The sequence below is a fragment of the Qipengyuania sphaerica genome (assembly GCF_019711595.1).
In the GTDB taxonomy this organism is placed as follows: Bacteria; Pseudomonadota; Alphaproteobacteria; order Sphingomonadales; family Sphingomonadaceae; genus Qipengyuania; species Qipengyuania sphaerica.
Genome location: NZ_JAIGNR010000002.1, coordinates 198,012 through 211,260, shown reverse-complemented (window position 1 = coordinate 211,260; position 13,249 = coordinate 198,012). Strand labels below are relative to the sequence as shown.

Annotated in this window: 14 protein-coding genes; 12 read left to right on the top strand and 2 right to left on the bottom strand. The window is 62.9% G+C overall.

All coding sequences use genetic code 11. The features are described from left to right. Window positions 1-142: 142 nt before the first annotated feature. Both K3178_RS08685 and K3178_RS08680 read right to left on the bottom strand, forming a co-directional pair. Window positions 143-586 (bottom strand): hypothetical protein, encoded by a 444-nt coding sequence (locus K3178_RS08685; RefSeq protein ID WP_221571010.1) that lies wholly within the window; start codon window positions 584-586, stop codon window positions 143-145. After that, window positions 586-2,004, bottom strand: coding sequence for a sigma-54-dependent transcriptional regulator (locus tag K3178_RS08680; RefSeq protein WP_221571009.1), 1,419 nt, complete (start codon window positions 2,002-2,004; stop codon window positions 586-588). Before K3178_RS08680 ends, K3178_RS08685 begins: the two co-directional genes overlap by 1 nt. Before the next feature lie 209 nt (window positions 2,005-2,213). Between K3178_RS08680 and K3178_RS08675 the strand changes: the two genes are divergently transcribed. The 12 genes from K3178_RS08675 to K3178_RS08620 all read left to right on the top strand — a co-directional run bounded on the left by K3178_RS08675 (window position 2,214) and on the right by K3178_RS08620 (window position 13,163). Further along, window positions 2,214-2,339 carry an aa3-type cytochrome c oxidase subunit IV gene (locus tag K3178_RS08675; protein WP_221571008.1) on the top strand — a complete coding sequence of 42 codons (126 nt, stop codon included), beginning with the start codon at window positions 2,214-2,216 and terminating at the stop codon, window positions 2,337-2,339. Window positions 2,340-2,346: 7 nt separating this feature from the next. Next, window positions 2,347-3,468: a Re/Si-specific NAD(P)(+) transhydrogenase subunit alpha gene (locus K3178_RS08670; protein ID WP_221571007.1), complete on the top strand. Its 1,122-nt coding sequence runs from the start codon at window positions 2,347-2,349 to the stop codon at window positions 3,466-3,468. Next, window positions 3,465-3,893, top strand: a complete 429-nt coding sequence (locus tag K3178_RS08665) for a hypothetical protein (protein ID WP_221571006.1) — start codon at window positions 3,465-3,467, stop codon at window positions 3,891-3,893. Before K3178_RS08670 ends, K3178_RS08665 begins: the two co-directional genes overlap by 4 nt. After that, window positions 3,893-4,177 carry an NAD(P) transhydrogenase subunit alpha part 2 gene (locus tag K3178_RS08660; RefSeq protein WP_221571005.1) on the top strand — a complete coding sequence of 95 codons (285 nt, stop codon included), beginning with the start codon at window positions 3,893-3,895 and terminating at the stop codon, window positions 4,175-4,177. Before K3178_RS08665 ends, K3178_RS08660 begins: the two co-directional genes overlap by 1 nt. Beyond that, complete coding sequence (locus K3178_RS08655; RefSeq protein ID WP_247713664.1) at window positions 4,177-5,793, top strand: NAD(P)(+) transhydrogenase (Re/Si-specific) subunit beta; 1,617 nt, start codon at window positions 4,177-4,179, stop codon at window positions 5,791-5,793. The genes K3178_RS08660 and K3178_RS08655 overlap by 1 nt, the downstream gene beginning before the upstream one ends. 4 nt (window positions 5,794-5,797) lie before the next feature. Continuing rightward, the gene (locus K3178_RS08650) at window positions 5,798-6,139 is read left to right on the top strand and encodes a hypothetical protein (RefSeq protein ID WP_221571004.1); all 342 of its coding nucleotides are present in this window, start codon (window positions 5,798-5,800) and stop codon (window positions 6,137-6,139) included. A 61-nt stretch (window positions 6,140-6,200) separates the two neighbouring features. After that, the gene (locus tag K3178_RS08645) at window positions 6,201-7,727 is read left to right on the top strand and encodes a tetratricopeptide repeat protein (protein ID WP_221571003.1); all 1,527 of its coding nucleotides are present in this window, start codon (window positions 6,201-6,203) and stop codon (window positions 7,725-7,727) included. 58 nt (window positions 7,728-7,785) lie between these two features. Next, window positions 7,786-8,973 carry a parallel beta-helix domain-containing protein gene (locus K3178_RS08640; protein WP_221571002.1) on the top strand — a complete coding sequence of 396 codons (1,188 nt, stop codon included), beginning with the start codon at window positions 7,786-7,788 and terminating at the stop codon, window positions 8,971-8,973. After that, complete coding sequence (locus K3178_RS08635) at window positions 8,970-9,968, top strand: SO2930 family diheme c-type cytochrome (RefSeq protein WP_221571001.1); 999 nt, start codon at window positions 8,970-8,972, stop codon at window positions 9,966-9,968. Before K3178_RS08640 ends, K3178_RS08635 begins: the two co-directional genes overlap by 4 nt. A 171-nt stretch (window positions 9,969-10,139) precedes the next feature. Next, on the top strand, window positions 10,140-11,141 hold the full coding sequence (locus K3178_RS08630) for an alpha/beta fold hydrolase (protein ID WP_221571000.1): 1,002 nt from the start codon (window positions 10,140-10,142) through the stop codon (window positions 11,139-11,141). 52 nt (window positions 11,142-11,193) lie between these two features. After that, window positions 11,194-11,883 (top strand): aspartate/glutamate racemase family protein, encoded by a 690-nt coding sequence (locus K3178_RS08625; protein WP_221570999.1) that lies wholly within the window; start codon window positions 11,194-11,196, stop codon window positions 11,881-11,883. A gap of 140 nt (window positions 11,884-12,023) precedes the next feature. Continuing rightward, complete coding sequence (locus tag K3178_RS08620; protein WP_247713663.1) at window positions 12,024-13,163, top strand: S8 family serine peptidase; 1,140 nt, start codon at window positions 12,024-12,026, stop codon at window positions 13,161-13,163. Window positions 13,164-13,249: the final 86 nt, after the last annotated feature.

Here is a 13,249-nt window from a genome sequence, read left to right as displayed (position 1 = left end):
AAAAATCAGGTGAGGCAGATCGGGACGCATGGTCCCGCCATTGTATCATATCCGCCGTGGCGGTGGCCTTAGTTCACCTGACTTGCTCCTCGATTGCCTGTCTTCGCTACACAGGATGCGGGACAGTGTCCACCGGTAGGGCTCAGTAGCCCGTATCGTTGCCCCAGCCGTTCGCATCGAGGTTCTCGCGCTGGAAATCCTCGAATTGCTCTTCGCGAGAGGCCACATTTCCGGTGCCCGGAGTCATACGGCGATAGAGCGTGTTGAGCCCGGCAACATCGCTTCGCGACAGCACGACCGGTCCATCGGGCGAGGGAAACTGCATCCGCGCGCCGTCGGTATCGCTGCCCTCGTATTTGCCCGAGGCCCGCCACTGGGTGAGAGCGACCTGCATTCGGGAATCGAACAGCGAGGCGTCGAGCCGGGGCGCGGAAGCCATTGCCTCGGCAGCCGTGCGGGGCGCCGCATTGGCCGAGGGAGGATTGATGAAGTTGTAAATCTTGCCGACCACGAAGATCGAGCAGGCGAGGGTGAAGATCACCCCCATGCGGAATATGAACCGCTTGAAGTACAGTCCAAAATCCATCACGCGGCGTTGTCGATGCCGAGTTCGTTCAGCTTGCGGTAGAGCGTCGAGCGGCCGATGCCTAGGCGGCGGGCGACTTCGGTCATCTTGCCGCGATAATGGCCGATGGCGAGGCGGATGATGTCGGCCTCGATATCTTCCAGCGCGCGGATGTTGCCGTCGTCTTCGTACAGCAGCACTCCGAGCCCGCGTGCCCGGCTCTCGCCCCGGTCGGCATCGCCGAGCAGTTCGTTCAAGTGCGGGAAGCTGTGCGCGGTGAGTGCCTCGCGCTGTTCGTGGACGCAGGCGCGGAACAGCACGGTCTGCAACTGGCGGACATTGCCCGGCCAGTCATAGGCCTCGAGCAGCGACAGTCCGCTGTCGGCGATCGAATGTTTGCTCAGCCCTTCGATCTCGCCAATTTCGGAGAGGAAATAGCGGGTGAGGGCAGGGATATCGCCCGGTCGCTCGCGCAGGGGCGGAAGGATGATGCGCGTTGCCGAGAGCTTCTCGTAGAGCTCGGGCGAGAAGTGGCCGTCCTCGACCTGGTATGCGAGCGGGCGGTCGCTTGCGGCGATGATCCGCACGTCGATCTTGAACCCGTGCGCTGCGCCGGTCGGACGCACGATGCCGCTTTCCAGCACTTCGGCGAGCCGTTCCTGGATATCGCGTTCGAGCGTGTCGATCCCGTCGAGCAGCAGCGTACCCGTATCGCAGGCAGCCAACGCGCCTTCCTGCCGGTCGAAGGCGCCCGCAAAGGCGCCCTTTTCGTGGCCGAACAGCATGGATTCGAGCGTGTTGTGCGGCAGGCCCTCGCAATTGACGAGGCGGGTGGGGGCCTTGGCGCGGCTGGAGGAATGCTGGATGGCCTGCATCAGCATTTCCTTGCCCGTCCCGCTCTCGCCCTCGACCAGCACGTGGCCATGCCCGCGCGCGGCGGTGGCGGCCTTGGCGAGCGCGGTGCGGAAATGCGTATCGGTCCCGACCATCGCATCGAATTCGAGGATGGGGGAGAGTTTTTCGGAAAGCGGCTGCAATTCGTCTCGCACGGCGGCGGCAAGCCGTGTCGTGCCCTTCAGCGCTACCGAGAGCCTTTCGGGCGCGACGGGCTTGATGACATAATCGTTCGCGCCTGCACGCATCGCCTCGACCGCGAGCAGCGGCGAGGTGCTGGCCGTGAGCATGATGACCGAGGCATCGGGCTTCTCTACCTTGACCTGGCGGATGAATTCGCACGAGTTTTCGCCTGGCACGCGCCCGTCGATCAGGATGGTGTCGACGTCCAGCCCGTCGGCGGATTTGAGCGTTTCGAGCGCCGCCTCGCAGCTTTCGACCACGAGCGAGCGCCACCCCTCGCGGTTGGCGAGCGAGGAAATGACCCGCGCCTGCGCGGGTTCGTCGTCGACCAGCATCAACAGGCGGCTGTCGTCTGTTGCCATCGCGCGTCTGCTCCATCTTGCGCAAGGGCCGGAAATGGCATGCGCATCTTGGCGGAAACGCTAGCGCAAATGGGTAAAGGGGCGATTAAGGGCGATTTGCGGTGCCGGAGCGGGTTTGGGGAACCTTGGTCCAATGCCCTTGTCGATTGGCGAAGTGCATTATAGACCCTCGCCCCAACAGTCAGACCAAACTCAAGGGTAATACGAACATGGAATCCGCCAACGACCGCAAGGCGCATGAGAAAACCTACGGCTCCTTCATCGCCATGCTCAAGTGGACCATTCCCCTGCTCGCGGTGATCACCGCTGTCGTCGTCGTCCTGATCTCGAGCTAAGCGCCCTTTGCGGATCGCGGTACTGAGGGAGCGGGCAGCCGGCGAAAGCCGGGTCGCCATCACGCCCGAAACGGTGAAGAAATTCGCCGCGCTGGGTGCCACGGTTGCAGTCGAGGAAGGGGCGGGGCTTACCGCCTCGATCACCGACGAGGCCTACCGCGAAGCTGGCGCAGAAGTCGCCCCTGAAGCGAAGACGGTCGAGGGCGCGGACATCGTGCTCGGCGTACAGGCGCCCGATGTGGCGGCGCTGGCAGGGGCCAAGCCGGGCGCATGGGTCGCGGCAACCTTCGATCCCTTCCGTAATGGCGAGCTGGTCGAGGCCTATGCCAAGGCCGGCTTCGAAGCGCTTTCGATGGAATTCATGCCGCGCATCACGCGTGCGCAGAGCATGGACGTGCTCTCCAGCCAATCGAACCTCGCCGGCTACAAGGCGGTGCTTACCGCCGCCAACGAGTATGGCCGCGCCTTCCCGATGATGATGACCGCTGCCGGCACGGTGCAGGCGGCCAAGGTCTTCGTCATGGGCGTGGGCGTGGCGGGCCTGCAGGCGATTGCCACGGCCAAGCGGCTCGGCGCGCAGGTGAGCGCGACCGACGTACGCAGTGCTACCAAGGAACAGATCCAGTCGCTTGGCGCCAAGCCGGTCTTCGTAGAGGACGTCGCGGGCATCGAGGGCGAAGGCTCTGGCGGTTATGCCACCGAGATGAGCGAGGAATACCAGAAAGCACAGGCCGAACTGGTGAGTTCGCACATCGCCAAGCAGGACATCGTCATCACCACCGCGCTGATCCCTGGGCGGCCCGCGCCGAAACTGATTTCGGACGCGCAGATCGCCACGATGAAAGCGGGCAGTGTGATCTTCGACCTCGCCGTGGCGCAGGGCGGGAATGTGGAAGGGTCTAAGCCCGACCAGACGGTCGAAAGGCACGGCGTGAAGATCGTCGGCTACTCGAACACCGCAGGACATCTTGCGGCGGACGCTTCGGCCTTGTTCGCGCGCAATCTGTTCAATTTCCTGTCTGCCTTCTGGGACAAGGAGGCGTGCAAGCCGATACTCGACGAGGAAATCGGCGATGCCGTGCGACTGACACAAGGTGGGAAGGTCGTTAACGAGAGGCTGGCAGGTTGAAGCTGGCGATCCTAATGCCCGCCTTGCTCTTAGCTTCCTGCGGGGATGCAGGAAAAACTATTGCCTATAATGAAGCCGATGCGCGCGATGGAGCGGAATTCCGACACGTCGCGGGTCAAGTTCTTATGAGGCTTGATCAAACGTGTCCGTACTCGACCGAGCCTGACCTGACTGGGTTATATGATGCGCCCAACAGTCGCTTCGCCAATCTGGTTTTCCGATTGGATGGAAGCGCGCGCGGCATGGATCTGGCGATCGCGCAAGCCGATTATGATTATCGGATGAGCCAGATGGTGCTCGAATGTGCGATGCCGGACCAGATCAATGCAGAAGACAGCATTAGGTCGCAGGTTGACCAAGCGATGGAGCTTGTCATCCGCCTCGAAACACTCGCGGCACATATGACAGCTGGGGAGGCTGGTTAGTGGACTTCATTTCGATCCTGTCGATCTTCGTGCTGGCGTGTTTCGTCGGCTATTATGTGGTCTGGTCGGTCACGCCCGCGCTGCACACGCCGCTGATGGCGGTGACCAATGCGATTTCCTCGGTGATTATCGTCGGCGCATTGATCGCGGCAGCGGCGGCTGAGGTCGCAGGGGCGAAGTGGCTTGGGCTGCTCGGCATCGTGCTTGCCAGCGTCAACATCTTCGGCGGGTTCGCGGTGACGGCGCGCATGCTCGCGATGTACAAGAAGAAGGAGAAGAAGTGATGCACCGCCTTCTCCTGGTCACGCCATTCGCGGCGGTGGCGGCCTTTGCTGCGGACGCGGTAGCGGCGGCCGTACCGTACACAACCCAAGTACGCGCAATAGAGAAGATCGCTCACGGTCCAGTGAACCCGTGGGTGGCGCTCGCCTATCTCGTGTCGGGCGTGTTCTTCATCCTCGCGCTGCGCGGCCTGTCCTCGCCCGCGACGAGTCGGACGGGCAACCGCTTCGGCATGGCGGGCATGCTGATCGCGGTGGTGACGACGCTGGTGACGCACGTAAGCCTGTTCAATTCCGAGCCGTGTCCAGAGTCTCAATCCTCAGAAAGCTTCGGAATCATCGTCGACTGTCAGGTCGATTTCCCTTCTCACTTATTTTCCTTCGGCGAAATCCTCGTCGCCATCGCCATCGGCGCGGTGATCGGCATCACCATCGCCCGCCGCATCGCCATGACCTCGATGCCCGAGCTGGTCGCGGCATTCCACTCGCTCGTCGGCCTTGCCGCGGTGCTGGTGGGCTGGGCGGCCTATCTCAATCCGGGCGCCTTCGGCCTGCTGGTGGGCGACAGCATCGGTGCGGTCTCCAAGGTCGAGATGGGCCTTGGCATCGCTATCGGGGCGATCACCTTCTCGGGCTCGGTCATCGCCTTTGCCAAGCTTTCCGGACGCATGAGCGGTTCACCGATCCTGCTGCCTGCGCGGCATGTCATCAACCTCGGCACGCTGGCGGCGATCATCGTGTTGACCGCGCTTTTCGCCATGGCTGGCCCCGCCGAGACCATGCCGCTGATCATTGCGCTGACGGTGCTGGCCTTCCTCATCGGCTTCCTCCTCATCATCCCCATCGGCGGGGCGGACATGCCGGTCGTGGTCTCGATGCTGAACTCCTATTCGGGCTGGGCAGCCGCCGCGATGGGCTTCACGCTCGGCAATACGGCGATGATCATCACAGGTGCGCTGGTCGGCTCCTCGGGCGCGATCCTGAGCTACATCATGTGCCGCGCGATGAACCGCAGCTTCATCAGCGTTATCGCGGGTGGCTTCGGTGCGGACGACAGTAGCGCGGGCGGCGGCGAGGCGAAGGAGCAGCGCCCCTACAAGCAGGGCAGTGCGGCGGACGCAGCCTTCATGCTCGAACAGGCGGAAAAGGTCATCATCATCCCCGGCTACGGCATGGCGGTGGCGCAGGCGCAGCACGCGCTTCGCGAAATGGCCGACATGCTGGAAGAGAAGGGCGTGGAGGTGAAATACGCCATCCACCCCGTCGCAGGCCGCATGCCCGGGCATATGAACGTGCTCCTCGCCGAAGCGCAGGTGCCTTACGAAAACGTCTTCGAGCTGGAGGACATCAACAGCGAATTCGCGCAGGCCGATGTCGCCTTCATCATCGGCGCGAACGACGTGGTGAACCCCGCAGCCAAGACCGACAAGTCATCGCCCATCTACGGCATGCCCGTGTTCGACGTGGACAAGGCCAAGCAGGTCTTCTTCATCAAGCGGAGCATGGGCGGCGTCGGCTATGCCGGGGTCGACAACGATGTCTTCTACATGGACCAGACGATGATGCTGCTGTCCGATGCCAAGAAGATGGTCGAGGAAATCGTGAAGGCGCTCGACTGACATCATGCGCAAGGTTTTGATCGGGATCGCGCTGCTGGCGCTGGTCGGCATCGGTGTCTGGGGGCTGATGGGCGGCTTCGAGCGGGTCACTGCGGGCCGGATCGAGACTGCGCTGGTCGAGCGCGGCGTGCCGCAACCTGTCGCAGCCTGCATGGGAACGCGCCTCTCCGAACGCCTCACCATCTCGCAATTGCGCGAGCTCGAGCGCATCGGCGAGCGCGAACGCGAGGCGGGCGTTCCCACCTCGACGGTCGAATTCCTCGAGCGCATCCGCTCGGTGGAGGACGTCGAGCTGATCGAGGTCGTCGGCACCTCGGCCGCAATCTGCTCCTTCACCGCGCGATAGGGACGCCCTTCCCAAGCTTGAGGTGGCACGGCATGATGCGGTCTCCACGGGGAGAGACATCATGAAGATCCGGCTCATCGCACCTTTCGCAATCGCCCTGGCGACGGCGGCCCACGCTCACGACGGCCATGACCACGCGGCAAGCGAGGCGGCTGGCAAGGTCGGCGCGGAATACATGGTCATGGAAATCAGTGCGGAAGAAGCGGCAAAGGCACCGTTCCTGCGCGGCCTCGCCCTGCTGCATAATTTCGAATACGACCGGGCCGCCGAGGCCTTTCGCGAGGCGCAGGCTGCCGATCCGGATTTCGTCATGGCCTATTGGGGCGAGGCGATGACCTACAACCACCCGTTGTGGGAACAGCAGGACCGCGAAAAGGCGCTGGAGGTACTCGCGAGGCTCGACGGCACGCGGGAAGGGCGCTTAGCCAAGACCCGCACGCAGCGCGAGGCGATGTGGCTCGATGCAGTGGAGACGCTGTATGGCAAAGGCACGAAGGAAGAGCGCGATTTCCTCTACCTGGCCAAGATGCGCGCCCTCTTGGCAAGCGACCCCGCCGATATCGACGCGCGCGCTTTTACCGGTCTCGCCATCCTCGGTACCGCACATGGAGGTCGCCAGATCCCGCTTTACATGGAGGCGGCGGGCCTTCTCGAACCGGGGTTCATGACTCATGAAATGCACCCCGGCATCCTGCATTACCTGATCCATTCCTATGACGATCCGGTCCACGCCCCGCTCGGCGCGCGCATGGCCGAACGCTATGCGCTCGTCGCGCCCGATGCAGGCCACGCACAGCACATGGTCAGCCACATTTTCCACGCGCTGGGCGATTGGGAGGCATCGGAAAGAGCCAATACGCTGGCCGATGCCGTGGTGGACCGGCAACGGGCTGTGGCGGGACGCCCGCCGTCGGATTGCGGCCACTACAACGAATGGTTGGTCTATTCGAAGCTGCAGCAAGGCAAGGATGCGAGCGATATCATTTCTCGCTGCCGCCTTCAGGCGATTGCCGCGATCGAGAGGGGTTCCGACCAGAAGCTCGGCTTCAGCGCTGCCTCGAGCTACGGCAATATCGCCCTCTGGAACGGCGTGGTGACGGGCAACTGGCCCGAGGAGCTGCCGATCACGGGCGATGGTTTCCTTCTCACACGCTTCGACATGGCAACTGCCAAGCTGTTGTCGAACCGCAGCGACATCGCAACGGCTTCCGAAGCGCTTGGCGAGATGCGTGCGATTGCCGAAGACATCGAGGCCGCGCTGGCCGCCGAACAGCCGCTCAACACCTACATCATGCCCTGGGTCACGCGGCAGCTCTCGCAGGGCGAGGCGGTAGTCGCGCTTGCATCGGGCGATACTTCGCGGGGCTTGTCCTTGCTCGAAGCTGCCGGTGCCGCCGAGGCGAACCTGCCGGAAGTGTTCGGTCCCCCGCCGATGGTCATGCCCAGCTATGAGATGCTGGGGCTGCACTTGCTCGAGCAGGGTCGAGCCAATGATGCGGCAGAGGCGTTCCGCAAGGCCCTCGAACTCGCACCCGGCCGCAAGATTTCGGTCGATGGCCTGGCGAAGGCATATGCAGCCATGAACTAATCCGCAGCTTGCATTCGTTCATCCTCTTGGCACTATGCGGTCCGAGAGGGAGAGACTCATGATCCGCACTGCCATTTCCGCCGTCCTGCTCGCCAGCGCCACTCCGGTTCTGGCCGAGATTCACGAGATTGCGCCGGGCGAAGGCGCGCAGGAGGCGCTGCAGGAGGCGCTGATCCTTGTCGAGCCGGGCGACGAAATCGTGCTCGCAGCAGGGCGCTACACCATCACCGACGGGCTTAGCCTCGATGTCGACGATGTTACGCTGCGCGGTGCAGGGATGGATGGGACGGTGCTCGATTTCACCACGCAGCAAGGCGCGGGCGAGGGACTGCTCGTCACATCAGACAATGTCACCCTGCGCGATTTCGCGGTCGAGAACCCCAAGGGCGACGGGATCAAGTCAAAGGGCGCGGACAATATCGTCTACCACCGCATCCGCGTCACCTGGACGCGCGGACCGCATCCCGAAAATGGCGCCTATGCCGTCTATCCGGTCGAAAGCACCGGCGTACTGATCGACGGGGTCAAGGTAACGGGGGCCTCGGACGCAGGCATCTATGTCGGCCAGTCCAACCGCATCACGGTGCGCAATTCGATTGCCGAAGCCAATGTCGCGGGGATCGAGATCGAGAACAGCCGCAACGCGCTGGTCGAGCACAATATTGCCACGCGCAACACGGGCGGCATCCTCGTGTTCGACCTGCCCAACCTGCCCGTGATGGGCGGGGGCAATGTTATCGTACGCAACAACCTCGTTGTGGCAAACGATACGCCCAATTTCGCGCCTCCGGGCAATATCGTCGCGGGCGTGCGGCGCGGGACGGGCATCATGGTGATGGCGAATGAGGACGTGCTGATCGAAGGCAATATGCTCTCGGGCAACCCGACCGCGCCTGTGATGGTGATTGCCTATGTCCAGCCCTTCGAGGACGAGCGCTACAACCCGCTCGCGCGCAATATCGTGGTGGGCGCGAACGCCTTCGATGGCGGCGGCTATGACCCGCAGCTTGACGGGGCGGAGATGCTGCTCGCGGCCTTCGGAGGGGCGCTTCCGCCTATCATGTGGGACGGGCTGGGGAGCCTCTATGTTGCGGGCGAGACGCCCGGCTGGACGCTCAACCTGACCGAGGCAGGCGTGGGACTTGGCGCAGCGCGGCCCGGACCGCTCGCTGCGCCTGCGCCAGAGGGTGAATTCGACGATTCGGGAATTGGCGCACCGGCAGAGCTGGACGACCGGCTGGGATGAAACTTGGAAGTGCTCTCCTTGGCCTCGCGGCACTCTCGTTGACGGTAGCGGCGACCGGACAGGCTGTGCCGCCGATTGACCGGGACGAAGTGATTAACAGCCAAAAGCTTCCTCGCAGTTTGAGGGAGTTTGGCTTTTTTATCGACCCGGCAGCCCAGGTGCCAGACCAGCGCGTCGTACCCTATCGGCTCAATACGCCGCTTTATTCGGACGGGGCCGACAAGCTGCGCTTTGTTTACCTTCCTGAGGGCGAGAAGATTAGCCTCGGGCAAGATGGTCTGCTGCAATTCCCTGTTGGGAGTGCGCTTATAAAAACCTTTGCCTTTGGCGAGGGCGATGACCGGCGGCTTATAGAGACCCGTGTGTTGCTGCATCGCGCCGACGGCTGGTTGGCGCTCCCTTATCTTTGGGATGACGAACAGTGGGATGCCCGTCTCGCTGTCGCAGGCGCGCGTATCGACCTGACCACGCCAAAGGGCGAGGCGATCAGCTACCGCGTGCCGAACAAGAATCAGTGCAAGGAATGCCACGGGCTCGATGGCGCAGTGACGCCGATCGGGCCCAAGGCACGCAACCTTTCCTCCGAGTGGCTTGAGGCCAATCTCGGTTCGCTTCCCGCTCATGCCGATCTCATGCCCGTATGGGAGGACCGTGCCTCTGCTACTCCGGAAGCCGCCGCGCGCGCCTATCTCGACGTCAATTGCGCGCATTGCCACCGGCCAGGTGCAACTGCCTCGAACAGCGGGTTGGACCTGCGCTGGGAGCAGGACGATCCAAAAGCCCTGGGGATCATGAAGCGGCCTGTCGCGGCAGGGCGCGGGGCGGGGACGCATCTCTTCGACGTGGTACCGGGCAAGCCGGGCGAATCGATCCTGCTTCACCGGATGCTCAGCAACGACCCCGGCGTGGCCATGCCCGAACTCGGCAAGGCAACCGTGGACGAGGAGGGCACCGAAGCGATCCGCAAATGGATTGCGGGTATGCCGCAAAGCTGACTTTCCTACATCGGCGGGGATTTGCTAGGCCGGGGCCATGACGGTTCACGATCACCACGAAAGCGCGCAATTCCGGCAGTTTGCCGCGGTCGGACAGGCTGCGGACTGTTCCTCTCAGGACCGTGTTCCATCCGTTTCATCCTGTAGGACGCACAGTTTGGGAGACGAGGCATGAAATGGATCTGGCGCGGATTGCTGGTACTGCTGGCGGTGCTGGTCATCGCCTTCTTCGCCATGCGTGTACCCGATACCGACCCGGCCGAGATGCGCGCGAAATATGCGGGCGAGCCCTCGCAGTTCATCGACATCGGCGAGGGCCGCGCGATCCACCTCCGCGATGAAGGCCCGCGCGATGCGCCGGTAATCGTCCTCCTCCACGGCTCGAATGCCGACCTGCACACCTGGCAGAAATGGGCCGAAAGCCTGAAAGAGGATTACCGCGTCATCCGCTTCGACCAGCGCGGCCATGGCCTCACCGGACCCGCAACCGATGGCGACTATTCTGCCGAAGGCTTCGGCGAGGACATTGATGCCGTAACCGAAAAGCTGGGAGTCGAGACCTTTACCCTCGCGGGCAACTCGATGGGCGGCGGGATCGCCATGGCCTATGCGATCGCCAGACCGTGGAAGCTCGATGCGCTGGTGCTGGTCGATGCGAGCGGTGCGCCGGTCAAGCGAGAGGGCGGGGGCAATCTTGCCTTCACGCTCGCCGGAATGCCGGTGGTGGGCGACATCCTCAGCCAGTTGCTGCCGCGCAGCCTCGTCGCCAAGAGCTTGTCTCAAAGCGTATCCAATCAGGATGTCGTGACCGACGAGGCGATCGACCGTTACTGGGAACTCGCCCGCTATCCGGGCAATCGCAGCGCGACCCGCAAGCGGTTCTCCACCCCGCGCGTCGCCTATGACGCGAAGGAAATCGAACGCGTTCAGGTCCCGACGCTTATCATCTGGGGCAAGGAGGATGCGCTCATCCCCTACGAAGCGGCGCTGTGGTATGACAAACACCTGCGCAATTCCACGCTCGTCGCCTATGACGGGATCGGCCACATCCCGATGGAGGAAGCAGCCGAGCGCAGCGCGACCGACCTCAAGATCTGGCTCTCCGAGGCGCTGATGCTGCCGGAACTTCCAACCGAGGAACCGCCGGCAGCCCGGCCCGTTCTAACCCCTTGAACATGAGGGGCCGCACAGGGGCGGCATAAACCACTCCAAGGGAAGGTCTGTCTTGCGAACACTGGGTCTCATCGGCGGGATGAGCTGGATTTCCACCCGCGCCTATTACGAACGCATCAACAAGATGGTCCAGAAACGCGCCCAGCCCATGGCAAGCGCGCCGATGGTCATCGATTCGATCGACTATTCGCGCATTGCCAGCGCCAAGCAGGACGATGATTGGGACACGATCGCCACTGTCCTCGTCGAAAGCGCGCGCAAGCTGGAAACCGCCGGCGCCGAAGGCCTCGTGATTGCCGCCAACACCATGCACAAGGTCTATGACCGCGTGGCGGAGGGCATTTCGATACCCGTCCTCCACATCGCCGATGCGGTGGGCAAGGAGATGGCCGAGGCGAAATGCGAAAGCGCCGCACTGCTCGGCACGCGCTTTGTGATGACCGAAAGCTTCTATCGCCAGCGGCTGGTCTCGCACGGCGTCGACCTGCTTCCGCCCGATCCTAACGATGTCGAACTGGTCGACGGGATCATCTACAAGGAGCTGATGCTCGGCCGCGTCACCCGCGATGCCGAACGCGCATTGAAGACGGTCATCACGATGAAGGAGAAGGAAGGTGCGGACGCCATCGTGTTGGCCTGCACCGAACTCGAATTGGTCGTCGACACCGATGCCAACGTCCTGCCGGTCTTCGATTCCACCGACATCCACTGCCGCGCGGCAACCGACTGGATATTGGAATAAAATTACAAAAATTGTAAATATGCGACATCGCCGCAACAGTACGCCGGCTTTCGGTGAAAATTAACCAAAGCGATATTGCCTCCACCATTCTCTGGTGCATTCTCCGCCTCCTCAATCCTTTTGGGAAGGGACTTGCACCAATGAAAATCAATATGGGTCGCCTCGCGACCGCAAGCCTCGTAGCGCTTGCGGGAGTTGGCATCGCTGCGCCTGCAGCAGCACAGAAAATCGACAACCAGTATATCTGCGTCTTCAATCCCGGCCTCGTCGCAAAGGGCCAGGTCAAGGCGGAAGCCAACCGTTCGGCCAACGCTGCAGGCGGTTCGGTCATGCACAGCTACCAAAATACCATCCGCGGCTTCGCCGTGCGCGCCTCGGCGCAGGGTGTGGCCAACATGCAGGCCAGAAACCCCCGCATTGCCTTTTGCGAGCAGGACCAGGTCATGAACTCGGACGCTCGCCCGGATGGTGTTGGCGCACGTAGGGGGAAACCCGGCGGCGGCGGAACTACGCAGCCGGCCGAACAGACCCCTTGGGGCATCACCCGCGTCGGTGGCGGCCAGTCGGGCTTTACCGGCCGTGCATGGGTCATCGATTCGGGAGTGGACATGGATCACCCCGATCTCAACGTGAGCCAGACCGAAGGCGCGACCTTCATTGCCCGCACCAAGAGCCCGGACGACGACAATGGTCATGGCACGCATGTCGCCGGCACGATCGGCGGTATAAAGGGTAATGGTATCGGCACGGTCGGTGTCGCGGCCGGCGCCACGATCATCCCGATCAAGGTTCTCGACCGTCGCGGTTCGGGTTCGAACAGCGGCGTGATTGCCGGTGTTGATTTCGCCGGCGCGAATTTCAAGCCGGGCGACGTCGCCAACATGAGCCTCGGCGGCGGTTTCAGCCAGGCGCTGAATGATGCCGTTATCGCGGCCGCTGCCAAGGGTCTCGTATTCGCCCTTGCCGCCGGCAACGAAAGCACCAGCGCGACCACCAAGTCGCCCGCTTCGGCCAATGGCGACAACATCTACACCATCAGTTCGTTTGCGAATGGCGACAACTGGTCCTCGTTCTCGAACTACGGCAACCCGCCCGTCGACTACGCAGAGCCGGGTTCGTCGATTTTCTCGACCTACAAGGATGGCGGCTACGCAACGCTCTCGGGCACCTCGATGGCCAGCCCGCATGCTGCCGGTCTCCTGCTTCTCGGCAATATCCGCAGTGGCGGCACCGTGAAAGGCGATCCGGACGGAAATCCGGACACCATCGGCATCAACTGATCCGGTTGAGGTCGCACCTGTGAAGGGCCGCGTGTCGTAATGGCACGCGGCCTCTTCTTTTGCCCGCTCCTTGCACCTTCCTGCCG